Below are 24,546 nucleotides of genomic sequence, written 5' to 3' on the forward strand. Positions count from 1 at the left end.
TTATCCTAGCGCCAGCTGTTTTTCTTTCATCTGATGAAGCTGATCACGAAGCCTCGCTGCTTCTTCAAACTCCAAATTTTGCGCAGCCTCGAACATGGCATCCTCTAACTTACTAATAGCGCCCAGCAAATCATGCTTGCTCATCGTGGCAACATCATACTCAGCCGTATTTTCAGCTACTTTCCGGTCGTTGCCACGCCGACGACTACTCTTTTTGCCCGGTGCTTGAGCGGCTTCAAGAATATCCGCTACCGAGCGTGTCACCGTCGTTGGGGTAATACCATGCTCTTCATTATGAGCGGTCTGCTTGGCACGGCGACGCTCAGTTTCATCAATTGCCTTTCGCATTGAATCAGTGATTTTGTCACCGTATAAAATAGCTTTACCATGAGCGTTACGTGCTGCACGGCCAATGGTTTGAATCAGTGAGCGCTCAGCGCGTAAAAAGCCCTCTTTATCCGCATCTAAGATGGCAACCAGCGACACTTCAGGAATATCCAAGCCTTCTCGAAGTAAGTTAATGCCGACTAATACATCGAACTTACCAAGACGCAGATCGCGAATGATTTCTACACGCTCAACGGTATCAATATCCGAGTGCAAATAACGCACGCGGATACCGTGCTCATCAAAGTACTCGGTCAGATCTTCTGCCATGCGCTTGGTCAGCGTAGTTACAAGAACACGCTCACCAACAGCGGTACGTAAGCCAATTTCTGAGAGCAGGTCATCAACCTGGGTGCTGGCAGGGCGAACCTCTATTTCCGGGTCTAACAACCCCGTTGGACGCACCACCTGTTCAACAATTTGACTGGCATGCTCGGCTTCATACTTGCCTGGTGTTGCCGACACAAAGATGGTTTGTGGCGAAATAGATTCCCACTCTTCAAATTTCATTGGGCGGTTATCTAGCGCTGAGGGTAGCCGAAAGCCATATTCAACCAGGGTCTCTTTTCTAGAACGGTCGCCCTTATACATACCGCCAACCTGGGGTACGCTTACATGAGACTCATCAATAAACAGCAACGCGTCATCCGGCAGATAGTCGAAGAACGTCGGGGGTGGCTCGCCAGGCGCGCGGCCTGAAAGGTAGCGTGAGTAGTTTTCAATACCGTTGCAGTAGCCGAGTTCCAGCATCATTTCGATATCGTAGAGAGTGCGCTGTTCTAATCGCTGCGCTTCAACTAAACGCTCATGTTTGCGCATCCACTCAAGACGCTCTTTAAGCTCTGATTTAATCGCATCAATCGCGCCTAAAATAGTTTCTCGCGGTGTGACATAGTGCGATTTTGGATAGATAGTCATGCGAGGCACGTGGGTACGCACCTCGCCGGTTAAGGGGTCAAATAGGCGAATAGAATCAACTTCGTTGTCAAACAATTCGACCCTCACCGCTTCCTCGTCAGCGTCCGCAGGAAAAATATCGATGACATCGCCACGTACCCGATAGGTACCTCGGCGGAAATCCATATCGTTACGGGTATATTGCAGCTCGGCTAAGCGGCGTAAAAATGCACGCTGGTCAATCAGCTCCCCGCGGGTAAAATGCAGCCGCATTTTGAGATACTGATCCGGATCACCTAGACCATAGATCGCCGATACCGAGACAACGATAAGCGCATCACGACGCTCCAGCAGCGCTTTCGTAGCAGATAAGCGCATTTGCTCGATATGGTCATTGATAGAAGCGTCTTTCTCGATAAAGGTGTCTGAAGAAGGGACATAGGCTTCTGGCTGATAATAGTCATAGTAAGAGACAAAGTACTCTACTGCGTTATCCGGGAAAAATGCTTTGAACTCGCCATATAGCTGGGCAGCTAGCGTTTTATTGGGAGCCATGACGATCGTTGGTCGCTGCTGCTGCTGCACAACATTTGCCATCGTGAACGTCTTACCCGAGCCAGTCACCCCTAACAAGGTCTGATGGGCAAGCCCCGACTCAAGCCCGCTAATCAGGCTGCGTATCGCGGCGGGCTGATCACCAGCAGGCTTAAATTTGGACTGCAGCCGGAATTCCTTGCTCATCATGACTCCTTCAGAGGGAAAGTGAACTACTCGGTAAACGTGGAAATTTCTACCGTTGCCTGGGTCATCAACCGCTGTATTGGGCAGCGGTGGCTAATATCTTCGAGCTTTGCCCGCTGTTCAGGGTCATCAATACCGTGGAAAGTCATCGTCACGGCTAACTTATAGACTCCTTTTCTTTCCTCACTATCATCGCGCTGAACTTTAACGGTGATGCCTTCTAGAGGCCACTCTTTGCGCTTGGCATACATTTGCACGGTAATTGCTTTGCAGGTACCTAGTGCAATATCAAAGTAATCATGCGGATCTGGTGCACTACCGTCTCCGCCTACTACCGGAGGCACGTCCCCATAGAGGTCTTCCAAACCATCCACTTCAATACGCTGACGAAAGGTATGGTTTCGTTCACTGATAATCGTAATTGGCTTATGCATCAGGATACCTTTATGCCGAGATTTAATTTATCGACCGCTTTTATAAGTGCTTCACGCTTCGCCCGCCCCTCCACCTCGGCACCGTAGCGACCTACCTCGGCACTATCGACCCCATCCAGCATCATCAGTGCCGTGGTAATCTTATTTACCTGATCTGCTGTTTTGACACCTTGAAACGTCAATGATTGATACGCCATTCCTTGCCCTTTTCTACGCTGGATTGAAGTCACTACGTTAGTGTAAGTAGACAACTAAAAGCTATGCAAAACTGATACGGACGTAAAATTCTAGCACGCACTAGAACCCTTGCAATCTGCAAGCATTGCCCGCACCTTTGGTACAAATACGATTACGTTACATTTACCCTACCTTGCCTCTTATGGAGTTTATATGGCGACTGCCTCTTCGCTACTCAACATAAACGGCTGCGTCCGTTTGCCTCACCTCGCCGCCTTAGATATCAAAGGAGCAGATGCTGAGAAATTCCTGCAAGGACAAACAAGTGCTCAAGTAGCGTTAGCTGATGGCTTTTTTGCCCCTCTTACCTGCTTTTGTACGCCAAAAGGAAGAATGCTGGCGAATGCTCAACTGCTAAAAGTCAGTGACGGGCATTATAGACTACTGCTGAGCACGTCATTGATAGAGATGCTTGCCAGTCATTTAGCTAAGTTTGCCGCTTTCTATCGCGTCGAATTGCAGACTCAGTCATCAATGCTTATCGTGGGCGCTAGCGAAAGTGCCAACAAGGCCGCCCAGGCGTTTGATTTAGCTCTTCCTAACCAACCCTTTACCCATCATAGTAATGCCCAAGCGACAGCCTTGTGCCAGCCAGGTCACGGGCGTTGGTTAATCACTATAGAGAATGCTGCTGAACAACACGCCATTGAAGTTAATGATAATGAAGATGCGTTCAACACGTGGCTATTAGAAGATATCCGCAGTGGTTTGGCGTGGTTAACAGCCTCTCAACAAGACCACTTTTTGCCACAAATGCTCAACTGGGAAGCGCTAGGGGGGATTAGCTTTAAGAAAGGTTGTTATACAGGACAAGAAGTTGTCGCTCGGGCGCATTTTCGTGGCCAAGTGAAAAAACGCTTGGTGCGCGTTACAACCACCGCTGACACTTTACCCCGTGTTGGTGACACGTTAGTGGATGAGCAGGATAAAACCGTAGGGGAAGTGGTTAGCAGCGCGTTTAGCGATAAACAGCAAATTGAGATGCTCGCGGTAGCAAATACTAAGGTCACTGAAGCGCTAACCCCCCTTTATTGGCAAGGACATTCGATAACACTCTGCGATTTGCCTTATGCTGTTGAGCGCCTAGATCCTGAAGAGTTAGTTAACACTCTCACATCGTAATGGCAGGTCAAATAACCGAATAGCATTTGCACTACTTAGTGCTGCTATCCTTTCAAATGGCTGATGTCGTAGCGCTGCCACCACGTTACCTACCTTCGCCACCCTGCACGGTTCATTACGTTGGCCCTGATAGCCGCTCAGCGGCATATCGGGGCTGTCAGTTTCCAACACAAACCCATTGTCAGGTAAGCGTGCCACCACCTCACGAAGACGCTGCGCGCGCTCGTAAGTAATCGCTCCCCCCAAGCCAAGAGTAAATCCTAGATCGAGAAACTTAGCAGCCTGCTCATAAGAACCTGAAAACGCGTGAATGAGCCCACCACGAGGAAGCGCCAGCTGACGCAGCCGTTTACTCACCTGATCATTAGCTTTTACGCAGTGCACCACGACAGGCAAATCAAATTGTTTAGCTAAGCGGAGCTGCGCGTTGAAGTACTTCCACTGCTCTTCTAATGACTCAGTAAAACGGCCATCGATACCGCACTCACCTACTGCCACAAAGCGTTTTCCCGCCTCAGCTTCGTGCTTAGCTAACAGCGTTTCAAGGGCGACTAAATCGTGGTCAGAGTGCGCATCAATAAAGTAAGGGTGTAAACCGACACACAGGCTTACATCCGTTCGTGAGCCCAGCGCCAGCACATTCGGCCAATGGGAACGTGTCGTTGCTGGCACGACAAAGTGTTCAACACCCACCGCCTTGGCATTTTCGATAACCGCATCGCGATCATCATCAAACGCTGTAAAATCCAGGTGGCAGTGGGCATCAATCAACATAGCAAGGAACGCTAGATCAGTGCTCGCGAGTGGGCTGGAAACGAATATCCGGCCAACGCTCTTGGGTCATCTGAAGGTTAACTCGCGTTGGTGCGATATAGGTCAAGTATCCACCGCCATCGATGGCAAGGTTGGAACTCGCTTTACGCTTAAACTCTTCCAACATCTTGGCATCTTCGCAATAGACCCAGCGTGCGGTTTGTACATTGACCCCTTCATACAGGCAGTCAACTTTGTACTCTTCCTTCAAACGGTGAGCAACAACGTCAAACTGCAGCGTACCGACAGCGCCAAGAATCAGGTCGTTATTATCCATCGGCATAAAGACCTGAGTAGCGCCTTCTTCAGAGAGCTGCTGGAGCCCTTTTTGCAACGCTTTCATTTTTAACGGATCTTTTAAACGAACCCGTTTGAACAATTCTGGCGCAAAGTGGGGAATGCCGGTAAAGCGCATATCCTCACCCACAGTGAAAGTATCACCAATCTGAATCGTGCCGTGATTGTGCAAGCCAATAATATCGCCTGGCCAAGCTTCCTCTACCTGAGAACGGTCTGATGCCATAAACGTTAGCGCATCAGCAATTTTCACGTCTTTGCCTATGCGTACGTGGCGCATCTTCATATTCTTTTCGTACTTACCGGAACACACACGCAAAAAGGCAATACGGTCACGATGGTTCGGATCCATATTCGCCTGAATTTTAAACACGAAACCAGTAAAGCGGTCATCTTGAGCGGTTACTTCACGGGTATCAGTCTCACGCGGCTGGGGCGGCGGCGCATACTCGACAAATCCATCCATCATTTCTCGCACGCCGAAGTTACCCATCGCGGTGCCGAAGTACACAGGTGACAGCTCACCACGACGATAGGCTTCCAGATCAAACTCATGAGAAGCACCGCGAACCAACTCGACTTCCATGCGTAATTCTTCGGCTTGCTCCTCGCCAAGCACAGCTTCAACTTCCGGGTTATCTAAGCCCTCAATCCGCTTGTCGTCTGGAATGCGGCTGCCTTGACCCTGGGTATATAAATGAATGACATCATTATAGAGGTGATACACACCCTTAAAGTGCCGCCCCATACCAATTGGCCATGTCATGGGCGCGCATTGAATGTTGAGCACTGTCTCCACCTCGTCCATAACTTCGATGGGATCGCGAATATCACGATCCATTTTGTTGATGAACGTTAGAATAGGTGTCGTGCGCAAACGGCAGACTTCCATCAGCTTGATGGTACGATCCTCAACACCTTTTGCACCATCAATCACCATTAACGCGGAATCCACCGCGGTTAACGTTCGGTAAGTATCTTCGGAAAAGTCTTCGTGCCCCGGAGTATCCAGCAAGTTCACGATACGGCCGCCGTAGGGGAACTGCATCACCGACGTTGTGACCGAGATCCCCCGCTCTTGCTCCATCTTCATCCAGTCTGATGTCGCATGCCGATCATTGCGCTTACTCTTAACAGAGCCAGCTAACTGAATCGCATTTCCAAACAACAGCATTTTTTCGGTGATGGTGGTCTTACCAGCGTCAGGGTGCGAAATAATCGCAAACGTACGGCGTAGTTCAGCTTCGCGCGCTAATTTGGCGTCAGACATGGAGTTCTCTAAAAATGGTACAACGTTATGACTGGGGTGGCGCCTTAAATATCGGCGTTTACATGGATATATGGTAACGCAACTAGGCCGCTGCGGCATACCATGGATAGCAAAGGGGGGATCAAGAAAGTAACCACTTGCGGAGTAAAAAGAAAAGCTTCGGCATACGCTAGTAAAGTCGTTAAGTGAACTCTTAAAAAAAGCGCCGAACTTGTCGGCGCTTTTCTCGTACTGATTTCTGTTTGGCTAGGCGTAAGTATTAACTTGCGTGCCTACGCTGCCCTCTTGGGCAAGGTCTGGCTGGGCCCCCATATTAGCAGAGGCAAGCACTTCAGATACTTGCTGAGCCTGCATATCAAGAGACTGCTTAAAAATCTGCATCTGTGCTTGCTCAGCAGATTGCGCTTGATTCATATAAAGTGCGGTGCTCACTGCGTTGCTTACGGCAACATCCATCTTTCACCTCACGATTGGCTGCATGTTTTACCAAGATAGCAAACATCATGCTTTACTACCAAGAGTCTCTCCCCTTAAACACTTAGGCAACCATCACTCACTGCTTTAGAAACGATCAGCCCTAAAAGGGGTCATATCAATCTCAGTCGGCTTACCTTCAATCATATCCGCCAACAATTGCCCAGTAGCAGGGCCTAAGGTGAATCCCTGATGCCCATGTCCAAAAGCTAGCCATAGACCACGATGCTTAGGAGCCGGACCTATAACAGGCTTCATGTCAGGCAAGCATGGCCGCGCACCCTTCCAAGCAGATGCATCTCGCCGTTCACCAAGCGGAAATACTGAACGAGCCACTTTTTCTGCAGCTCCTAACTGCTGCTCATCTGCCGGTGACTCAAGGCGATCAAGCTCAGCCCCTGTTGTTAACCGAACGCCTGCGTTCATTGGCGCAAGTAAATACCCCACCTCAGCATCCATCAGCCAGTAATGAAGCTTCGCAGGTGCTTGGGTGGCGTAGTGCATATGATAGCCACGTTTAACAAACGTCGGAAAATGATAGCCCAGCCCTTTCATCCAGCTGCCTGCCCAAGGCCCTAATGCAACAGCAACATTGTCTGCTTCAAGACACTCAGCGGCGGTATCAACTTGCCAACGCTCTCCCTGCTGCTTCAACCCTTGGATATCTGTTTGTAGAATACGTCCGCCTAACTGAGTAAATGCTTCTGCATAAGCAGCAACTAAACCACCGGGATCTGCAACCGTCCAAGGGTCAAGCCAATGAATAGCGCCGATAATGTCACTGCTTATATCAGGCTCTTTTTCAACTAGTGTGTCACGGTCTAAAACTGAGAACTGGACACCGTAAAGGTCCCGCGCCTCTTCTGCTTCTTTCACTCGCTGGGAGAGCTTGCTTGGCGTGCGATAAATCTCCAGCCACCCTTCGCGGCGAACCAAATGATCCGCCTTAGCCGCCTCAATCATAGGCGCATGAGTTTTCAAACAGAGCTGTATCAATGATGCGTATTCAGGCACTATTTTTTTATAAAGTCGGCTAGACGAATTATGCCAGTAACTGAGCAATGGCGATGCTGCGTTAATCATACCGGCAGGACGATAGCGGATATCAACACGATTGTTTGGCAGTACACTCAGTATCGTTTTCATATCCCGTGGAAAAGGATAAGGACGCACCGCTTCCCGCTGAATAATACCGGCATTGCCGAAAGAGGTTTCACGGCCTGGTTGGCGGCGATCAACCAACGTTACTTGATGACCACGCTGCTGTAGGTGCCAAGCAATACTGACACCAACCATACCTGCCCCTAAAACCACCGTTTGACACGCCATTGTGTTGCACTCCCTGAAAGAAAATACCAACTAAAGTTCAGATAATTGTTTTCAACAAATAACCTGCTAAAAAATATCACTAACCAAACAGCTTTAATATAGCTAAAAAAACTGTTTTCAGGCCAGCCAGCAGCAATAAATGCCAAATAAATAATGAATATAGATGACTTTACTATCTGTGACGTTAACATTATCAAAATGCACTCATACACCTTATTAAAGAGCTTTTTAAGTGGCTCATCAGGCGCAAGCTGCGCACGCGATTAAGGCAACATCGCGATAAGAAGGTTAGAAAAGAATCTCAGTAACGTCAGGTAGACAGGACATGTTTTTGGCGGGATCAATCAAAAGATAGACAGGCATTGCCCAGCAAATAAAATAACAGATGTTTAAAACACGAGCGATCAAAGCGAAAAAGCCGAATATGAGTCAGCTTGGCTTAAAAAAAGAGTAGTTTAATTAAAAAAACAGAGGAGTTAGTAAGGGAGGAAAAACGGAGTAAAGAGGGAATTTTCAAAACGACAGTGAGGTTAATGGGGTGGATGATGGGGATCGAACCCACGACCACCGGAGCCACAATCCGGGGCTCTACCACTGAGCTACATCCACCACAACCTAAAACTACACATAAATAATACGTTACATCAAATGGGGTGGATGATGGGGATCGAACCCACGACCACCGGAGCCACAATCCGGGGCTCTACCACTGAGCTACATCCACCATTGATGAAGTACTGATTTGCATGTCTTACCGAATGCGTCCACTTAAAAGCTTTTAGTGGCACGCCCAGCAGGACTCGAACCCGCAACCTACGGCTTAGAAGGCCGTTGCTCTATCCGGTTGAGCTATGGGCGCACATAAAGCATTCTAAGAGACTGAATACTGATGAGCACTTGACCACAACCAATGTTTGGAAAAGCAAATTACTACCTTCCGCGCTAGGTATGTGGTCGGGATGGAGGGATTCGAACCCCCGACATCCTGCTCCCAAAGCAGGCGCGCTACCAGACTGCGCTACATCCCGATTTCTTACCTTAGACGCTGCTGCATGTCCCGTCTCAAGCGAGGCATATATTACTATTTCTGAGTTTAAAGTCAACACCTAAAATGAATGATTCGTTAGATGCTTTGCCTTACCGCCCTAGCGTGCGAAAATTAGCCCTACTTGAAAGCCCGTGACCGCCTGCGCTCTGGCGAGCAATTTTAGAACAGTAGTCACTTTGTTCCGCACCTAACCTTCACAGGGATTCTATTACATGACCGCCCAACTCATCGATGGTAAAGCCATCGCCGCTAATGTCCGCCAGCAAGTTGCCGAGAAAATCAGCGCACGCCAGAAGGCCGGCGAGCGGGCACCTGGACTAGCTGTTGTTGTGGTCGGGCAAGACCCAGCTTCTCATGTCTATGTCAGTAACAAACACCGCGCCTGTGAGCAGGCGGGCATCCTCTCCTTTCAGCATGCACTATCAGCCGATACGCAGCAGCACGAACTAGAAGCGCTGGTCGATCAGTTAAACGACGATGCAACAGTCGACGGCATTCTTGTTCAGCTGCCTTTGCCAGAGCACTTAGACTCTCGCCCCATTCTTGAGCGAATTCGACCTGATAAGGACGTTGATGGCTTTCACCCCTACAACATTGGGCGACTAGCTCAACGCATGCCATCACTAAGGCCTTGTACGCCCAAAGGCATTATGACCATGCTGGCCCACAGCGGCATCGCTGTTCGAGGCTTAGACGCCACTGTTGTAGGCGCTTCTAACATTGTCGGCCGACCTATGGCTTTGGAACTGATGCTAGCAGGCTGCACAACGACGGTATGTCATCGCTTTACTCAGCAGCTTGAGACCCATGTTCGCCGTGCAGACCTAGTTGTGGTGGCAGTCGGCAAGCCTGGTATTGTTAAGGGCGAATGGATCAAACCCGGTGCTATCGTGATTGATGTCGGCATTAACCGCCAAGAAGATGGCACCCTCATCGGTGATGTTGATTTTAACGCCGCAGCAGAGCGCGCCAGCTTTATTACCCCAGTGCCTGGAGGGGTGGGCCCAATGACAGTGGCGACGCTGCTTGAGAACACTCTAGAGGCTGCTGAACGTCACGATCAAAGCCAAGGCCAGTAGTCTCTTCTTAACGCTACTGTAAATAACGCTTTCTTAAGGAGTAATGACGCGTGCGACGCATTGGAATTATTGGCGCTATGGCGCAGGAAGTGAAGCAACTAGCTGGTCAGTTAGAAGACGCTCAACGCTACGAGCACGCTGGCTTTGTTTTTTATACAGGTACGCGTCATGGCTTGGAAATCATTGTGCTGCAGTCGGGGATAGGCAAGGTCAACGCGGCGGTAGGCACTGCGATTCTACTTGAGCGGCACCAGCCAGATGCAATCATTAATACCGGCTCCGCAGGCGGCTTTGCGACCGACCTCACTATTGGTGATGTCATCATCTCGGATGAAGTACGCCACCATGACGTAGATGCGGTGGTCTTTGGCTACGAGCTTGGCCAGGTTCCAGGGATGCCTGCAGCCTACCAAGCAGACAAGCAACTTCGTGATATCGCCCGCAACGCCATTGTCGCATTAGGTGAAGTCAATGTACGTGAGGGGCTCATCGCCACAGGCGATGCCTTCATGGCCGACCCCGATCGTGTCGCTACTACCCGTGCACAGTTTCCAACCATGCTAGCCGTCGAAATGGAAGGCGCCGCTATTGCACAAACGTGCCATCTTTATAACTGTCCGTTTGTAGTCATTCGCGCACTTTCCGACATTCCCGGCAGTGGTGATAACCACCTATCATTCGAGCAATTTTTGGACGTAGCCGCTGATCACTCATCACGCATGGTAGACCAGATGCTCATCGACCTTGGCAAGCAATAGACCTCAAGAAACACGCCTTAATGAATAGCTTTTTAAAACAGCATTCATAAACAGCATTTATAAATTTCTACTAAAAAACGGAGCCCATCGGCTCCGTTTTTTGTTCAGCTACACTACTGTTCAGATGTTCGAGCTACGCTTTCAGCTTCCATGCCAAGCTCTCACCTGCCATTAACGGGATAATATGCTGACCAGCCGTATAGGGATAATGTGCTGGCAGACTCCAGGAACGACGCTCCAACGTCACGCTATCGGCATTAGTTGGTAATCCATAAAAACGCGGTCCGTTTAGGCTGGCAAACGCTTCTAACTTGTCCAAGGCATCCATTTCTTCAAAGGCTGCTGCATACAGCTCAATGGCAGCTGGAGCTGTATACGCGCCTGCGCAGCCACAACTCGATTCCTTATCGCCCTGAGCATGAGGAGCACTATCGGTGCCCAAAAAGAATTTGGGGCTACCACTGGTCGCCGCTTTTAACAGTGCTTGACGATGCTGTTCACGCTTCAAAATAGGTAGGCAGTAATAATGCGGACGAATACCACCCGCCAGCATTTTGTTGCGGTTAAACAACAGGTGATGAGCCGTAATCGTAGCGGCAATGTTATCAGGTGCAGCGGCGACAAACTCGGCGGCTTGCTGGGTGGTAATGTGCTCAAATACCACGTTTAGGCTAGGATGACGAGCCAAAAGCGGTTTCATGATCTGCTCAATAAACACCGCCTCGCGATCAAAAATATCAATTGCATGATCGGTCACTTCACCATGCACCAACAAGGGCATACCAACTTTTGCTAGCATGGCAATAGTGTCATCGCAGTGCGCAATGTCAGTGACACCCGATGCAGAGTTAGTAGTAGCACCGGCAGGATAGAGCTTTACGGCTTTTACGACACCACTTTCAGCAGCGCGCTCAATTTCTTCAGGGGGCGTTGTGTCTGTTAAATAGAGCGTCATCAATGGCTCAAAAGCACTCCCTTCAGGCAACGCTGCTAAAATTCTCTGACGATACGCTTGTGCTTGAGCGGTAGTCGTTACCGGCGGCTTTAGATTAGGCATTATAATCGCACGCCCCATTTGGGCGGCGGTATGACCTACCACAGCGCTTAGCGCCTCATCATCACGTAAATGAAGATGCCAATCATCGGGGCGAGTCAACGTAATAGCGTCCACGGCAAGTCCTGTGCAGAAATGAATTAAGTAAAAGGGTTAGAACAGTATACCCAATACCGGTAAGGGATAAATCTCCCCTATCCATCCCACAGCCGTTCCCAAGTGTCGTATCATGGCGGCACTTTGTAAGATCAAGGATTAAGTTTGTTATGCAGAATGTGCGTCGCTATGCGGACATTATCGCCAGCATCGAGGGTTTACTATGGCTAGGTCTTGCCTGGTCGATATCTTTTTCGATGCATTTTGGGAGTACCGAACCGACGCTGGCAGTTATCTTCGTTGTGGGTGCACTGGTCTTATTCGGCTGGGCACATCGTCCGATGCGTTATTTATTAAAACGTTATCATGTGCGTAAACGCCGTACTGACATGTGGATTCACACGCTGGCGTTGCCACTCCTGCTCGCCATGTTTTTCCATATTATGCTAGAAGCCATACTAGGCAGCGCTTGGCTTCCTCCTAAAATACTGTTGTTCAACTTACTCGCCTCTGCGGGATGGCTGACGTTTGTTATGACATTATTTATTAAATTTGTTATTCACAACGTGAAAACATCGAGCAAATAGCAACGCTATGCCTACCGCCCTTCCTCTTCCACTTTCGACGCCGAACCGCAACCTCGTTAGACTAACAATCGTACGAGGCATTACCTGGACCGGCTTTTTACTGGCCATTATTGTTGGCATTGAACTACTCACTTTCGATTTGCCCGTAACTGCAGTTGTCAGCGTCGTGATAGCCATGGGCATACTCAATATCGCCACTTGGTGGCGGTTAGGTAGACCCAAAGCGGTTAATCATTTCGAATATCTTGCCCACTTATTGGCGGATATTGCTGGCTTAACGCTGCTATTTTATTTTTCAGGTGGGTCAACAAATCCCTTTATTACTTACTATTTAGTGCCTGTCACTATTGCCGCAGCAACCCTCCCATGGCGCCACGCTTGGATCATTGCCGCTTGCGCAATGGCGGGTTATACCTATTTGATGTTCTTTTACCACCCAATACCACAGCTAGGGCACATTAATAGCGACGGCCCATTAAGCCTTCACGTATTGGGGATGTGGCTTAATTTCGGCCTGTCCGCCGGCTTGGTCACATTTTTTATCTATAAAATGGCACACGCCCTGCGTAATCGAGACAAAGCTCTATCTCGAACCAGAGAGGCTGCGCTGCGCAATGAACAAGTGCTGGCGGTTGCCACTCAGGCCGCTGGCACGGCCCATGAGCTTGGCACGCCGCTTTCAACCATGGCCGTGCTGCTCAATGAAATGCACCAGGACGCGCCCGATGGCTCTACTTTGCAACAAGATATAGCCATACTTCGTCAGCAAGTAGATGTGTGCAAATCACGTTTACAGCACCTTGTTACAACAGCTGACCGTCGGCGCATGGCAGAACCAGAAGTACTAGACGCTGAAGTATGGCTAGCCGCTGTGGTGCAACGCTGGCTGGTTATTAGGCCTGATGTTAGCCACTTTTTTGAAGTTGCCGAAAAACGTGGCCGACCCTGGATAGCCGTAGATGCCACATTAGATCAAGCGCTAACCAATTTGCTGAATAACGCTGCCGACGCCAACCCAGAGCAAATAGCTATTCGCTTGGATTGGCAAGATGAAAGCGTTGTCATTGATATACGCGACCATGGGCCCGGCATCGCGATGTCGATTGCTGATCAGCTAGGCGACACATTTATTTCCACTAAAAGCAAAGGCATGGGAATTGGTCTGTTTTTAACCCATGCCACCATTAATCGTTTCGGTGGTGGAGTAAGCCTGTACAATCATCCTGAAGGCGGTACGTTAACAGAAGTAACGCTGCCTCTTTGTTCCGCCCCTGACAAGTAACCGTGGCAAGCATTCGTAAGAAAAACGAGGACATCATGCAGACGCAAGACCAACGCCTTTTAATCGTCGACGATGATGAAATGTTTTGTCACGTGTTGAGCAGAGCACTTATACGCCGTGGTTTTGAGGTCAACGTTGCTCACGATGCTGAACAAGCAATGGCACTTGTAGCGCAATTTATGCCAACAATGGCAACACTTGATCTAAAACTTGAGCACAGCTCTGGCCTTAAGTTGCTACCGGATATGCTGGCAAGTGCGCCGAACTGCCGTATTGTTGTGTTAACAGGATATTCAAGTATTGCCACAGCAGTAGAAGCAATCAAACTTGGTGCTGTTAACTACCTATGTAAGCCAGCAGATGCTGACGATGTTATTGCTGCCTTTGAGCACCAGGGGGGCGACCCAAATATTGAATTAGCCGACAACCCTCCCTCTATCAACCGTATTACCTGGGAGCATATTCAGAAGGTGCTGCAAGAGCATGATGGCAATATTTCAGCCACGGCTAGGGCACTTGGTATGCATCGGCGAACGTTACAACGTAAATTACAGAAGCGCCCGGTACGCCGATAATTCTCCACTCTTTGCGCAACAACGCCGCAAAGAGTGGACTTCAACTTGATGTTATTGGGCGGTCCATCCTAGATCAATGTTCCAACTGGAGCCTGTCACAGCTCCTGCTGCGTCGGATGCCAAATAGGCGACTAACTGAGCAACCTCGGAAGGTTCAATCAGGCGCTTAACCGCGGCGTTTTTCAGCATAATTTTTTCAATGACTTCTTGCTCATCCATGCCATGAAGCTTGGCTTGGTCAGCAATTTGGTTATCTACCAACGGTGTTTTCACATAGGCTGGACAAATAGTATTAGCGGTAATCCCCTGCTCGCCACCTTCCAGTGCAGCGGTTTTGGTCAGCCCTATCATGCCATGCTTGGCGCTGATATAAGCGGCTTTACCTGGTGAAGCCACTTGCGCATGAACAGACGCAATATTAATCACGCGCCCCCAGCCTTTTTTACGCATATGGGGCCAGGCGGCCTGGGTAAGCAAAAAAGGCGCCGTTAGCATTAGATCAATAATTTGACGCCACTTCTCTTCAGGGAACGTTTCAATAGAAGCGACGTGTTGAATACCCGCATTATTTACCAAAATATCGACGCCACCGAAGCGCTTAACCGCATCAGCAATGGCTCCACGACACGCATCGGGGTCGGTTAAATCCCCTTGATAAAACGCTGCGCCAGCCGCATCCGCTACTTCTTTTCCAGCAGGATTAAAGTCTACTGCTAACACTTGAAAACCCTGTTCACAGAAATGCTTCACCACCGCTTCACCGATACCGCTGCTGGTGCCAGTGACCACTGCAACACGGGGGGTAACAGCTTTTTCAGAGGACATAAACGTTCCTTTTGTTGAGATTATTCAAAGTGATAATGTAAGTTGTCATCATATAAGAACAGACAGTGTAGATAGTGGCTGACATTTCTGCCTATTCAACCTCTGGAGAAGCGTCGGGAGGTACCATTAATTGCCCCATCATACGCTGAGCCAACCGCGCCGCTTCCTGCATACTGTCAAGATCCGTTAAATCTTCAAGGACAATGCGTTTATAGAGTGCATTGCCGTCAGGCAGTTGCTCCAGTGTGAGCGAATAGACACCAGAAGGAAGTTTTAGACGCAGCGTAGTGGTTAGTAGCTCCTGCTGAATAGCACCTGGCAAGGCCACTAACCACATTGCACATGGCGTAATTAACGCACCTACCAGCAACGACTCTTGCTGCTCCTTAAAGGGCGCTTCTAAGAACTGGAAACACAAGGCATCAACACCGAGGCGGGGATTAAAATGATGCTTCTGCTTCATTGAACGTAAGTGTATATCTCGATAATGCACCGCTAGATCGGCTAAGCGTTCATAGTCGTGAGGAGCTAAAGTTCGCATAATGTTTGTCCGATTATGTAACAGCCGCCCATAACGCGGCTTAATAGCCCATGTAGCGTGGCACTATTAGCCAAATACAGCAGGCTAAGCCACAATGGGTAATCAATCTTTCATAGACCATCATCCTAAAGGAGTTTATGCGATGTTTGTGGTAATTTTTGGCCGTATGTCATGCCCTTTCTGCGTTCGTGCAAAGCGTCTTGCTGAATATTTAGAAAGCAATGGAAAGATAGAGGGGTATCGTTACGTTGATATGCCCTCAGAAGGCGTCACCAAAGAGGATATTGCAAAAACGGCTGGCAAACCTATTCATACCGTTCCCCAAATATTTGTCGACCAACAGCACATAGGCGGATTTACCGAATTCGACCATTTTGTGCGTCAACAACAGCTTCTGGCCTCTTAACCCAGACGTTAAAACTGGCGTTTATACCCGTTGAACACCGAAATCTTCGCTTGCCTATACTGAAGTAGCACAGATTATATGACAGTTCATATAACGGCTCATGTGACGTTCGATTAGGCGGCGAGGGTACCCCAATGCAGCAAAAGGAGTTTGTTCAACAGCTTTGGCTAGATTATGTCCACACGCATCCAGATCTCGGTGGACTTAGATTGTGGCCACTAAGTACGTCAGCTGAATATTTAACCTTGGTCACCTTAAACTACGGACCTTTTGCAGCCAGCGAACTCAATACCAACCTTGCCCACATGGGTTATCGCTCAGTAGGCCATTACGCTATGGCCGACAAAGGTCTGTTAGTGCACTTGCTGTCACCCAACGACAATAGCAGCTGGCTGGTATTAGCAGAGTTACAGCTTGGTACTCTTTCAAAAGCACCGCGTGAAGCACTGACGCAACTCATCCTGCAAAGCCACCCTGCCGACTGCAAAGGACAAAATCTGTTATGCCGAGGTCGTCCATGGCCAATGCCCTCTTGGGCACTTTATCAGCAGCTGCAACAAGCACATCCCCTTGCTGCTTGGCTGGCGATTATGGGTCCCAGACTGCATCATGCAGGCTTTGACTGCTCAACCATTGGCGAATCTTTAGATACGCTGCATAACCAACTTGAGGCTTGCGGCATGCCGAGCTTTGAAGGCCAACAAAATGGCGTGTTTTCCGTTTCACCACTCCTTGAACATCGGTTTTATCCTGCGATGCCGCAAAAAACTGTTTTTAGCTTAGGAGACGAGCATCGCCTTTGTTTAGGCGGTTTAGCACTTGTACAAAAGCATGTTGGCGATGACCATGAACGTATTGCAGAAATCCTGCTCCCCTTCCACACTCGCTGTGAAATGGCGTGAGCTGATTAGCTCACGCCTAGCAGGGTTTATCCGGCTAAAGATTATTCAGCGTCGAACGTCATTTCAGGTACGTGATCAGGCACAATCAGTTTACCCGCTGTTTTTTCAACAATTTCTTCGACACTGACACCTGGTGCGCGTTCTTTAAGGACAAAAGCACCGTCTTTAATTTCCAGGTAAGCGAGATCGGTCAACACTCGATTGATGCAGCCTGCTCCCGTTAAAGGAAGCGTGCACTTCTCAAGTAGCTTGGACTCGCCATGCTTCGAGGCATGTGTCATGGTGCAAATAATATTTTCTGCGCCAGCAACTAAGTCCATGGCACCCCCCATCCCTTTGATGAGCTTGCCAGGCACCATCCATGATGCAATGTTGCCTTCTTGATCTACTTCAAAAGCACCCAATACGGTCAAATCAACATGACCACCACGAATCATGGCAAATGATTCTGCAGAAGAAAAAATAGCAGCACCTGGACGAGCAGTGACCGTTTGCTTGCCAGCGTTGATCATATCTGCATCCACTTCTTCCTCGGTGGGGAAACGCCCCATTCCCAACAGACCATTTTCAGACTGCAGCATGACATCAATGCCGTCAGGCACGTAGTTAGCAACCAACGTGGGAATACCGATACCTAAATTGACGTAAAAGCCATCTTCAAGTTCACGTGCGACGCGTTGTGCCATTTGCTCACGTGTTAAAGCCATGGTGTATACCTCTTAATGAGTGAAAGTGTCTAAACCAAAGAGCGATCAGCTACGCACCGTACGTTTCTCGATTCGCTTCTCGAAGGAGCCTTGGATAATGCGATCCACATAAATACCGGGAGTATGGATCTGACTCGGCTCCAATTCGCCTGGCTCAACAATTTCCTCAACTTCTACAACCGTTATTTTTCCCGCGGTGGCTGCCATGGGATTAAAGTTCTGGGCCGTATGCCGATACATGACGTTGCCGTACCGATCTGCTTTCCAGCCTTTAACAATCGCAAAGTCACCGGTAATGGCTTCTTCTAGAATATAGTGCCGGCCGTTAAATTCACGCACCTCTTTACCTTCACCAATAGGCGTGCCGTAACCAGTGGCAGTGTAAAAGGCGGGTATACCGGCACCACCAGCGCGCATTTTCTCGGCTAACGTACCTTGAGGGGTAAGCACAACTTCAATTTCATCATTCAGCATTTGCTGTTCAAACATAGCGTTCTCGCCGACATAAGAAGCGAGAATTTTACGGATCTGACGATCTTCAAGCAGCACACCAAGGCCAAAACCATCAACGCCGCAATTATTGGATACAACCGTTAGATCGGTGACAGCCCGACGTTTAATCTCAGCAATCAGGTTTTCAGGAATGCCACAGAGGCCGAAACCGCCAGCAATGACGGTCATGCCGCTTTCGATTCCTTCCATTGCTTCCTCATAGGAAGATACACGCTTATCAAATCCTGCCATTGTTATGCCTCGCATTGTTATCGGTGGTACGTTGCACGCGTCGTTATGATGCGGTTGGATCTGTGTAGCCAGTGTTGTACTAGATGATATATTTGTTAAGTTTGTTTTTCTTATCAATTTATATAAATAACTTATAAAAGGGTCAGTATGACCGTCAAGCAACTTCGAGCTTTTCTTGCGGTAGCGCAAACCCTGAGCTTTACCCAAGCCTGTGAACGCCTGCACCTATCTCAACCAGCGCTTAGCTTAGCCATCAAAGGGCTTGAGGACTCCCTCGGGGGGAAACTGTTAATACGCAGTACCCGTAGTGTTCGGCTCACTCCCGAAGGCGAGTCACTTCTCCCCCTGGCAAAGCACCTGCTCGCCCAGTGGGACAATACCGAAGAGCGATTACGCCAGCGCTTTACACTCCAGCTTGGTCGTTTAAGCGTAGCAGCCATGCCTTCTTTTGCGTGCAATTTACTGCCAAGCGCGCTAGTAACCTTCCGGCGGCAATACCCTAAGATTAATATTACTGTTCATGATGTTATCAATGAAGAAGTCATCGACATGGTGCGCTCACGCCAAGTGGAAATCGGTATTGCCTTTTCGCCTGAAGGAGACAACAGCCTAACGTTTACGCCACTTTTTGAAGATCAGTTTATTGCAGTGGTCCCACCGCATTCCGTTTTGGCTAAGGCTAGCACGCTCAGTTGGGCGACCTTGTTGCAACAAGATTTTATTACCTTGCAGCGCCCCTCAATGGTACGGCGATTGTTAGAACAAGAGCTTGCCAAACAGCACATTGAATTCCCGGTTGCTTTTGAAAGCCATCAGCTGTCGACCGTTGGTAGAATGGTGGCAGATGGTTTAGGTGCAAGTGCGGTGCCTTCTATGTGTTTTCAGCAAATGCACCAACTCGGCGCTCGCTGTGTGCCCCTAACCTCACCGAGCATTGCCTGTCGGGTTGGAATTCTGACACATCACGAGCTATCGGTTGCTGCACAGGCCCTGCGTAAGGTGCTTATCGAAAACATTAATACACCTGTGCTCGCGTCCTGATCTCTGTCCTAATACTACTGCCAATGCAAAGGTTTCGTAATGTGCTGGGCAGCATGAGCGAGATCCTTTAGCATTTACGCTAGGTTACGTATCGGGTTGCGTATATCGAGCCACAATAACTAGCATTGCGTCACTGCTGTCATCATTTGTAAAAGGAAATGGGGTATGTCTACTGCCAAAGGAGTCATCAGCTTATTATTGCTGACGCTAACGACGCTGTTTTGGGGCGTGCCGCTCATTTTATTAACGCTATTAAAAGTTATTATTCCTGGGCGGCACCAAAAACAGTGGGTGCTTAAAGGGTTATGCAGCGTGGCACTCAATTGGATCGGTGCAAACCTATGGTGGATGCGCCGCTGGATAAAACCTCACGTCAGCATCACGATTCCCGAATCACTCAGCCCACATCAATGGTGGCTGGTTATTTCTAATCATCGTAGCTGGACAGATATATTTATCCTTTTTATGGCACTGCATCGTCGTATTCCCATGCCTAGGTTTTTTTTAAAACATCAATTAATCTGGATTCCTATCGTCGGACTGGCATTTTGGGCGTTAGAATTCCCTTTTATGCGACGCTTCAGTCGCGAGCAAATAGCCAAGAATCCAAAACTTGCCACCATCGATCGTGAATCCACCGAGCGCGTTTGTAGGCAAGCTAGAAATTCACCAATTGCTATATTTAATTTTGTTGAGGGAACACGATTTACCGTAGAAAAACGGGAAAAGCAGCAAAGTCCTTTTCAGCATTTGCTCAGGCCTAAAGCAGGCGGTGTGTCACAGGTACTCAGCCTGCTTGGCGACAAACTAGATGGCATTTTGGATGTAACCATCAGCTATGAAAATCCAACACCCACCTTTTGGGGTTTTCTATGCGGAAAAGAAGCTGGCATTACACTTAACGCAAGGCAACTCGCTATTCCCCAGTGGATGAACGAAGCCAACTATCATGAAGAACAGCAGCACAAGGAACGTTTCCACGCATGGATCAACTCACTCTGGCAGGAAAAAGACGCCTTACTAGCAAAGCAAACCAACCACGACTAGCCCATTGGCTAGCGGTCTGTTTACTGGCTACGGTATTAGTCGGGTGTGCTGGCTCGCCTTCTTCGAACAGCCAAAATAACCCCATGCCAAGCAGTACCGCCGGCCAAATAAACGGCGAATGGATAGAGGTACAGCGTGGTGATACGTTGGGGAAACTTGCGAACCGAGCAAACGTTCCACTGGAGCGTCTTGAACGCTTCAACCCTGGAACAAATGCGCAACGCTTAAACGTTGGACAACGTCTATTAATACCTACCCAGCAAGAGCGCGCCCCCTCTGGCGGGCCATATCGATACCAAATTCGTCCCGGCGACACATACTCAAGTATCGCCCGCCACTTTGGCACTACCTCTGGGCGCATACAGAGTGCCAATCCAGGTACATCTCCAACCGCCCTTAGAGTAGGGCAAATTGTCAGTGTGCCCTTAAGCGGCAGCGGAACTACCAACCGTTCCACAGCAAGCAGTAACCAAACTAGCCAGCCAGCGCCTGCCCCTAGCGCTAGCTTACCGGCTTCTGCACGCCGTTGGCCTTGGCCGCTGGAAGATTACCGTATTGTGCGGCGCTTTGGAGCCGATAGCCGTGGCACGCTACAACCCATGTTGCTCGCTACTCAGGCGGGTGCGAAAGCCCAAGCAGTGGCGCCAGGCGAAGTACGCTTTGCAGATGGTATGCGCCAACTGGGTGACGTGGTCATTGTGCATCACGCAGACAACTTACAAACGGTGTATGCGCTATGCGAACGGATCCTGGTCAGCGTCGGCCAACAAGTAAGCACCGGAGACGCTCTATGCGATGTCGGCCAAAGCAGCGCTAGCCAGCGTTATGACCTTCTTTTCGACTTACGCCAAGGCGGCAAACCGATTGACCCACGACAGGTGTTGAAATAGCTGTTGAGATAGCTGTTGAACCAAGTGTTGAGACAGTTTTAAGATTGCTATTGAAACAGCCATTGCGCAAAAAACCTCAAGCAAAAAACCTTAAACTACAAAAAAGCCCCTGGTGTGGGGCTTTTCGTATTATCGATTTTTTACATTACCCGCGATAGTAATTGGGCTTAACAAACGGCGTTGCCGCCACCGTCATAGGCAACTGTTTACCACGTACTACCGCATAAACCGTTGTTCCTGGCACTTCCCATTCACGACCCACATAGCCCATAGCAATCGGCTTACCAACACTTGGCCCAAAACCACCCGAGGTGACTTCACCAATTTGGTTGCCCTCGGCATCCACTAACGAAGCTCCTTCTCTTACGGGCGCACGCCCTTCTGCTAACAATCCTACCCGCTTACGCGTATGATCTTTGGCCTCTACTTGGTGCAGAATAAGATCCGCCCCCGGGAAACCTGCTGGACGCTCACCACCATGACGCCGCGGCTTACCAATTGCCCAGATAAGTCCAGCTTCCACAGGCGTTGTCGTCATATCCATATCGTGCCCGTATAAACACAGCCCTGCCTCTAACCGAAGCGAATCCCGTGCTCCCAAGCCAATGGCTTCTACTTCCGGCGCTGCCAATAACTGCTCGGCGAATGCCTGACAGGCATCAGCAGCAACTGATATCTCAAAGCCGTCTTCCCCGGTATAACCGCTGCGACTGACCCACACTTCCTGACCAGCTATCGTGAAACGCCCATGCTGCATAAACGTTAAATCACAGGCGGCTGGACACAAGCGCTGCATCACCTCTCGTGCTTGCGGGCCCTGCAAGGCCAGTAAGCCACGATCTACCACTTCGATGTGATGTGTGGAGCCAAGATTGGTGCGCAAATGAGCGATATCCTGCTCTTTGCAGGCCGCATTAACGACCAGATAAAAGTGATCACCAGCATTGACGACCATGAGGTCATCAATTATTCCGCCCTCAGTGCTAGTTAGTAGACCATAGCGCTGCTCACCTTTATTTAATCCCACAAGATCTGCTGGAATCAGTGACTCAAGCGCCTCGGCTACCTTGTCGCCAGAAACAATTATTTGACCCATATGAGAAACATCAAACAGCCCACATTGCTTGCGCGTGTGTTCATGCTCTTTTTTGACACCTAATGGATATTGCACCGGCATGTCATAACCCGCGAAAGGTACCATTTTGGCCCCTAGCGAAAGATGCAATTCATGGAGGGGCGTCTGCTTAAGGTTGGTCATGGGATTTCCTTGGTCGAGAAAGAGAAACGGGAAGCCATGACTGGCTTCCCGGCTCTATTACAACTTACTGACCCCGATTACATTGAACAGGGCTTACTTATCATGATCAAGTGCTTCGCCTGGCAGCACTTCTTTACCAGCAAAGTAATCACGCGTCAGTTTGAATACTACCGGTGAAAGTAGCGCCAACGCGATTAAGTTCGGAATGGCCATCATAGCGTTGAAGGTATCGGCCATCAGCCAAATAAAACCAAGCTGCGCGATAGCGCCCAGCGGAATTGCCAAAACGAACAGCACGCGATACAGCATAATCGAACGTGTGCCGAACAGGAACTGAAAGCACTTCTCACCATAAAAAGACCAGCCAAGGATAGTGGTAAACGCAAACACCGCCAAGGCCACTGCAACAATCTGATTTCCAAAACCGGGCAATGCAGCATCAAACGAAAGAGCGGTTAGCGATGCGCCTGCCTCACCATCAATCCACACTGTGGAGGTCAAAATAACCAATGCCGTAATGGTACAAACGATGATGGTATCGATAAAGGTACCCAGCATGGCGATAAGACCTTGGCGAACGGGGTTTTTGGTTTGCGCTGCTGCGTGTGCAATTGGCGCGCTACCTAAACCTGCTTCGTTCGAGAAAATACCGCGTGCCACACCAAACCGAATAGCTGCCATTACTGCCGCGCCAGCAAAACCACCCGCTGCTGCCATCGGATTAAAGGCGTAATAGAAAATCAAACCAAACGCTTCGCCAATTTGGCTTGCGTTAACGATCAGTACTAATAGCCCAGCAATCACGTAAGCAATACCCATAATTGGCACTAGCTTACCGGCTACTTTTGCAATGCGCTTAATGCCACCCAGAATGACAGCACCCGCTAGCACCATGATAATGACGCCGGTTAGCCAGTGTGGCACCCCAAAGGTGGAGTCCATGGCATCTGCCACCGAGTTAGACTGTACGGTATTACCGATACCAAAGGCAGCGATTGCCCCAAAAAATGAGAATAAACCACCTAGCCATAGCCACTTTTTGCCCAAGCCATTTTTGATGTAGAACATCGGGCCACCCACGTGGTACCCGGTACTGTCGGTTTCACGGTAACGCACTGCCAAAACGGCTTCGGCAAACTTAGTGGCCATGCCAACTAACGCAGTGATCCACATCCAGAACACTGCACCGGGGCCACCCAGCGCAATAGCGGTTGCCACGCCAGCAATATTACCGGTGCCAATCGTTGCAGAAAGCGCCGTCATTAGCGCATCAAAAGGCGAAATTTCACCGTCACTGTCTGCTTTGCTTGTTGTTGCTTTATCAGCATCAGCGGTGCCAGGTTTCGGGTCTCGACCTTGCCACATTAGCTTGAAACCTACACCGAGCTTTCTAATCGGCATTAGTTTCAAGCCAATCTGTAGGTATATCCCCACACCTAGCAACAAGATCAACATTAACGGTCCCCAAACGACGCCGTTAATCGCCCCCAAGAGGCTAGTTAAAGTTTCCACTCAATTCTCCTTACCCTGTTCATTAGCTGATTTATTATGGGTGTCGGGCAGTCAGGCTGCCTTCATTCAATGTCGCTGTATCATCAAACGTTCCCACCATAGCGCGTCTCGCGCTTTGAAAAAACGCATGATCTGCATGTTTTACACCATTTTCCTAGTGCGCATCCATCGTAATGTCGCAACTTGGCAGAGA

Annotated in this window: 25 protein-coding genes and 4 tRNA genes; 11 read left to right on the top strand and 18 right to left on the bottom strand. The window is 49.3% G+C overall.

Translation table 11 applies throughout. From position 1 onward, the window contains the following. Genes uvrB through K1Y77_RS08650 form a run of 3 tightly spaced genes read right to left on the bottom strand, consistent with a single transcriptional unit; the run spans position 1 to position 2,656 of the window. A complete protein-coding gene (uvrB, locus tag K1Y77_RS08640) occupies positions 1-2,025 on the bottom strand; it encodes an excinuclease ABC subunit UvrB (protein ID WP_264431369.1) in 2,025 nt (674 codons plus the stop codon). Between the two features lie 26 nt (positions 2,026-2,051). Beyond that, positions 2,052-2,459 (bottom strand): OsmC family protein, encoded by a 408-nt coding sequence (locus K1Y77_RS08645; RefSeq protein WP_030072912.1) that lies wholly within the window; start codon positions 2,457-2,459, stop codon positions 2,052-2,054. Then, positions 2,459-2,656 (bottom strand): hypothetical protein, encoded by a 198-nt coding sequence (locus K1Y77_RS08650; protein WP_030072910.1) that lies wholly within the window; start codon positions 2,654-2,656, stop codon positions 2,459-2,461. The genes K1Y77_RS08645 and K1Y77_RS08650 overlap by 1 nt, the downstream gene beginning before the upstream one ends. Before the next feature lie 193 nt (positions 2,657-2,849). On the opposite strand from K1Y77_RS08650, the gene ygfZ reads away from it, so the two are divergent. After that, positions 2,850-3,818 carry a CAF17-like 4Fe-4S cluster assembly/insertion protein YgfZ gene (ygfZ, locus tag K1Y77_RS08655; protein ID WP_264431371.1) on the top strand — a complete coding sequence of 323 codons (969 nt, stop codon included), beginning with the start codon at positions 2,850-2,852 and terminating at the stop codon, positions 3,816-3,818. Here the strand turns inward: ygfZ and K1Y77_RS08660 are convergent. The 8 genes from K1Y77_RS08660 to K1Y77_RS08695 all read right to left on the bottom strand — a co-directional run bounded on the left by K1Y77_RS08660 (position 3,795) and on the right by K1Y77_RS08695 (position 9,029). Then, positions 3,795-4,592: a TatD family hydrolase gene (locus K1Y77_RS08660; protein ID WP_264431373.1), complete on the bottom strand. Its 798-nt coding sequence runs from the start codon at positions 4,590-4,592 to the stop codon at positions 3,795-3,797. The genes ygfZ and K1Y77_RS08660 overlap by 24 nt on opposite strands. A gap of 16 nt (positions 4,593-4,608) precedes the next feature. Further along, positions 4,609-6,198 carry a peptide chain release factor 3 gene (locus K1Y77_RS08665; protein WP_264018232.1) on the bottom strand — a complete coding sequence of 530 codons (1,590 nt, stop codon included), beginning with the start codon at positions 6,196-6,198 and terminating at the stop codon, positions 4,609-4,611. A 246-nt stretch (positions 6,199-6,444) separates the two neighbouring features. Next, positions 6,445-6,654: a putative motility protein gene (locus K1Y77_RS08670; RefSeq protein WP_030072901.1), complete on the bottom strand. Its 210-nt coding sequence runs from the start codon at positions 6,652-6,654 to the stop codon at positions 6,445-6,447. A gap of 105 nt (positions 6,655-6,759) precedes the next feature. Further along, positions 6,760-8,001, bottom strand: a complete 1,242-nt coding sequence (locus K1Y77_RS08675; protein ID WP_264431376.1) for an NAD(P)/FAD-dependent oxidoreductase — start codon at positions 7,999-8,001, stop codon at positions 6,760-6,762. Between the two features lie 534 nt (positions 8,002-8,535). Further along, positions 8,536-8,610 (bottom strand) — tRNA-His (locus K1Y77_RS08680). Between the two features lie 40 nt (positions 8,611-8,650). Continuing rightward, positions 8,651-8,725: transfer RNA gene (locus K1Y77_RS08685), tRNA-His, on the bottom strand. A gap of 58 nt (positions 8,726-8,783) precedes the next feature. Further along, positions 8,784-8,860 (bottom strand) — tRNA-Arg (locus K1Y77_RS08690). A gap of 92 nt (positions 8,861-8,952) precedes the next feature. After that, a tRNA-Pro gene (locus K1Y77_RS08695) sits at positions 8,953-9,029 on the bottom strand. Positions 9,030-9,261: 232 nt separating this feature from the next. On the opposite strand from K1Y77_RS08695, the gene folD reads away from it, so the two are divergent. Both folD and mtnN read left to right on the top strand, forming a co-directional pair. Then, the gene (gene folD / locus K1Y77_RS08700) at positions 9,262-10,128 is read left to right on the top strand and encodes a bifunctional methylenetetrahydrofolate dehydrogenase/methenyltetrahydrofolate cyclohydrolase FolD (protein WP_030072896.1); all 867 of its coding nucleotides are present in this window, start codon (positions 9,262-9,264) and stop codon (positions 10,126-10,128) included. Between the two features lie 50 nt (positions 10,129-10,178). Then, entirely contained in the window at positions 10,179-10,886 is a 708-nt protein-coding gene (gene mtnN, locus K1Y77_RS08705; RefSeq protein ID WP_264431378.1) for a 5'-methylthioadenosine/S-adenosylhomocysteine nucleosidase, read from the top strand. 133 nt (positions 10,887-11,019) lie between these two features. Here the strand turns inward: mtnN and pyrC are convergent, their stop codons facing one another. Beyond that, on the bottom strand, positions 11,020-12,057 hold the full coding sequence (gene pyrC / locus K1Y77_RS08710; protein WP_264431380.1) for a dihydroorotase: 1,038 nt from the start codon (positions 12,055-12,057) through the stop codon (positions 11,020-11,022). 149 nt (positions 12,058-12,206) lie between these two features. Between pyrC and K1Y77_RS08715 the strand changes: the two genes are divergently transcribed. From K1Y77_RS08715 to K1Y77_RS08725, 3 genes are read left to right on the top strand one after another with little or no spacing between them, the layout of a single operon-like run. Then, positions 12,207-12,623 carry a hypothetical protein gene (locus K1Y77_RS08715; protein WP_030072890.1) on the top strand — a complete coding sequence of 139 codons (417 nt, stop codon included), beginning with the start codon at positions 12,207-12,209 and terminating at the stop codon, positions 12,621-12,623. A 7-nt stretch (positions 12,624-12,630) separates the two neighbouring features. Beyond that, entirely contained in the window at positions 12,631-13,905 is a 1,275-nt protein-coding gene (locus tag K1Y77_RS08720) for an ATP-binding protein (RefSeq protein ID WP_264431381.1), read from the top strand. A 35-nt stretch (positions 13,906-13,940) separates the two neighbouring features. Continuing rightward, on the top strand, positions 13,941-14,480 hold the full coding sequence (locus K1Y77_RS08725; RefSeq protein WP_030072886.1) for a response regulator transcription factor: 540 nt from the start codon (positions 13,941-13,943) through the stop codon (positions 14,478-14,480). Positions 14,481-14,531: 51 nt separating this feature from the next. Here K1Y77_RS08725 and K1Y77_RS08730 read toward each other — a convergent pair whose 3' ends face one another. Together K1Y77_RS08730 and hybE are read right to left on the bottom strand one after the other, a co-directional pair. Then, positions 14,532-15,305, bottom strand: a complete 774-nt coding sequence (locus tag K1Y77_RS08730; RefSeq protein ID WP_264018227.1) for a 3-hydroxybutyrate dehydrogenase — start codon at positions 15,303-15,305, stop codon at positions 14,532-14,534. 91 nt (positions 15,306-15,396) lie between these two features. Beyond that, on the bottom strand, positions 15,397-15,846 hold the full coding sequence (hybE, locus tag K1Y77_RS08735) for a [NiFe]-hydrogenase assembly chaperone HybE (RefSeq protein WP_264431383.1): 450 nt from the start codon (positions 15,844-15,846) through the stop codon (positions 15,397-15,399). A gap of 142 nt (positions 15,847-15,988) precedes the next feature. Between hybE and K1Y77_RS08740 the strand changes: the two genes are divergently transcribed. Continuing rightward, a complete protein-coding gene (locus K1Y77_RS08740) occupies positions 15,989-16,252 on the top strand; it encodes a GrxA family glutaredoxin (protein ID WP_030072880.1) in 264 nt (87 codons plus the stop codon). 134 nt (positions 16,253-16,386) lie between these two features. Beyond that, positions 16,387-17,154, top strand: a complete 768-nt coding sequence (locus tag K1Y77_RS08745; RefSeq protein WP_030072878.1) for a VOC family protein — start codon at positions 16,387-16,389, stop codon at positions 17,152-17,154. 41 nt (positions 17,155-17,195) lie between these two features. On the opposite strand, the gene K1Y77_RS08750 is transcribed toward K1Y77_RS08745, so the two are convergent. Continuing rightward, positions 17,196-17,861: a CoA transferase subunit B gene (locus tag K1Y77_RS08750; protein WP_264431387.1), complete on the bottom strand. Its 666-nt coding sequence runs from the start codon at positions 17,859-17,861 to the stop codon at positions 17,196-17,198. 45 nt (positions 17,862-17,906) lie between these two features. Continuing rightward, on the bottom strand, positions 17,907-18,605 hold the full coding sequence (locus K1Y77_RS08755) for a CoA transferase subunit A (RefSeq protein WP_009724478.1): 699 nt from the start codon (positions 18,603-18,605) through the stop codon (positions 17,907-17,909). A 147-nt stretch (positions 18,606-18,752) separates the two neighbouring features. Here K1Y77_RS08755 and K1Y77_RS08760 point away from each other — a divergent pair, with 147 nt between their 5' ends. From K1Y77_RS08760 to K1Y77_RS08770, 3 genes are all read left to right on the top strand, one after another. Beyond that, a complete protein-coding gene (locus tag K1Y77_RS08760) occupies positions 18,753-19,646 on the top strand; it encodes a LysR family transcriptional regulator (RefSeq protein ID WP_264431389.1) in 894 nt (297 codons plus the stop codon). A 165-nt stretch (positions 19,647-19,811) separates the two neighbouring features. Continuing rightward, a complete protein-coding gene (locus tag K1Y77_RS08765) occupies positions 19,812-20,693 on the top strand; it encodes an acyltransferase (RefSeq protein WP_264431391.1) in 882 nt (293 codons plus the stop codon). A gap of 83 nt (positions 20,694-20,776) precedes the next feature. After that, the gene (locus K1Y77_RS08770) at positions 20,777-21,583 is read left to right on the top strand and encodes a LysM peptidoglycan-binding domain-containing protein (protein ID WP_264431447.1); all 807 of its coding nucleotides are present in this window, start codon (positions 20,777-20,779) and stop codon (positions 21,581-21,583) included. Positions 21,584-21,728: 145 nt separating this feature from the next. On the opposite strand, the gene gcvT is transcribed toward K1Y77_RS08770, so the two are convergent. Both gcvT and K1Y77_RS08780 read right to left on the bottom strand, forming a co-directional pair. Further along, positions 21,729-22,841, bottom strand: a complete 1,113-nt coding sequence (gcvT, locus tag K1Y77_RS08775; RefSeq protein WP_264431392.1) for a glycine cleavage system aminomethyltransferase GcvT — start codon at positions 22,839-22,841, stop codon at positions 21,729-21,731. 93 nt (positions 22,842-22,934) lie between these two features. Beyond that, the gene (locus tag K1Y77_RS08780) at positions 22,935-24,353 is read right to left on the bottom strand and encodes an alanine/glycine:cation symporter family protein (protein WP_030072866.1); all 1,419 of its coding nucleotides are present in this window, start codon (positions 24,351-24,353) and stop codon (positions 22,935-22,937) included. Between the last annotated feature and the right edge of the window lie 193 nt (positions 24,354-24,546).

Source organism: Halomonas qaidamensis (assembly GCF_025917315.1).
In the GTDB taxonomy this organism is placed as follows: domain Bacteria; phylum Pseudomonadota; class Gammaproteobacteria; order Pseudomonadales; family Halomonadaceae; genus Vreelandella; species Vreelandella qaidamensis.

Excerpts from the sequence above, each read along its gene's own strand:
- K1Y77_RS08755 (WP_009724478.1), bottom strand. The coding sequence starts at position 18,605 with ATGGCAGGATTTGATAAGCGTGTATCTTCCTATGAGGAAGCAATGGAA.
- K1Y77_RS08725 (WP_030072886.1), top strand. The coding sequence starts at position 13,941 with ATGCAGACGCAAGACCAACGCCTTTTAATCGTCGACGATGATGAAATG.
- K1Y77_RS08730 (WP_264018227.1), bottom strand. The coding sequence starts at position 15,305 with ATGTCCTCTGAAAAAGCTGTTACCCCCCGTGTTGCAGTGGTCACTGGC.
- K1Y77_RS08650 (WP_030072910.1), bottom strand. The coding sequence starts at position 2,656 with ATGGCGTATCAATCATTGACGTTTCAAGGTGTCAAAACAGCAGATCAG.
- K1Y77_RS08645 (WP_030072912.1), bottom strand. The coding sequence starts at position 2,459 with ATGCATAAGCCAATTACGATTATCAGTGAACGAAACCATACCTTTCGT.
- hybE (WP_264431383.1), bottom strand. The coding sequence starts at position 15,846 with ATGCGAACTTTAGCTCCTCACGACTATGAACGCTTAGCCGATCTAGCG.
- K1Y77_RS08760 (WP_264431389.1), top strand. The coding sequence starts at position 18,753 with ATGACCGTCAAGCAACTTCGAGCTTTTCTTGCGGTAGCGCAAACCCTG.
- K1Y77_RS08660 (WP_264431373.1), bottom strand. The coding sequence starts at position 4,592 with ATGTTGATTGATGCCCACTGCCACCTGGATTTTACAGCGTTTGATGAT.
- K1Y77_RS08665 (WP_264018232.1), bottom strand. The coding sequence starts at position 6,198 with ATGTCTGACGCCAAATTAGCGCGCGAAGCTGAACTACGCCGTACGTTT.
- K1Y77_RS08770 (WP_264431447.1), top strand. The coding sequence starts at position 20,777 with ATGCCAAGCAGTACCGCCGGCCAAATAAACGGCGAATGGATAGAGGTA.
- ygfZ (WP_264431371.1), top strand. The coding sequence starts at position 2,850 with ATGGCGACTGCCTCTTCGCTACTCAACATAAACGGCTGCGTCCGTTTG.
- K1Y77_RS08675 (WP_264431376.1), bottom strand. The coding sequence starts at position 8,001 with ATGGCGTGTCAAACGGTGGTTTTAGGGGCAGGTATGGTTGGTGTCAGT.
- K1Y77_RS08740 (WP_030072880.1), top strand. The coding sequence starts at position 15,989 with ATGTTTGTGGTAATTTTTGGCCGTATGTCATGCCCTTTCTGCGTTCGT.
- gcvT (WP_264431392.1), bottom strand. The coding sequence starts at position 22,841 with ATGACCAACCTTAAGCAGACGCCCCTCCATGAATTGCATCTTTCGCTA.
- K1Y77_RS08720 (WP_264431381.1), top strand. The coding sequence starts at position 12,631 with ATGCCTACCGCCCTTCCTCTTCCACTTTCGACGCCGAACCGCAACCTC.
- uvrB (WP_264431369.1), bottom strand. The coding sequence starts at position 2,025 with ATGAGCAAGGAATTCCGGCTGCAGTCCAAATTTAAGCCTGCTGGTGAT.
- K1Y77_RS08715 (WP_030072890.1), top strand. The coding sequence starts at position 12,207 with ATGCAGAATGTGCGTCGCTATGCGGACATTATCGCCAGCATCGAGGGT.
- folD (WP_030072896.1), top strand. The coding sequence starts at position 9,262 with ATGACCGCCCAACTCATCGATGGTAAAGCCATCGCCGCTAATGTCCGC.
- K1Y77_RS08670 (WP_030072901.1), bottom strand. The coding sequence starts at position 6,654 with ATGGATGTTGCCGTAAGCAACGCAGTGAGCACCGCACTTTATATGAAT.
- K1Y77_RS08750 (WP_264431387.1), bottom strand. The coding sequence starts at position 17,861 with ATGGCTTTAACACGTGAGCAAATGGCACAACGCGTCGCACGTGAACTT.
- K1Y77_RS08765 (WP_264431391.1), top strand. The coding sequence starts at position 19,812 with ATGTCTACTGCCAAAGGAGTCATCAGCTTATTATTGCTGACGCTAACG.
- K1Y77_RS08745 (WP_030072878.1), top strand. The coding sequence starts at position 16,387 with ATGCAGCAAAAGGAGTTTGTTCAACAGCTTTGGCTAGATTATGTCCAC.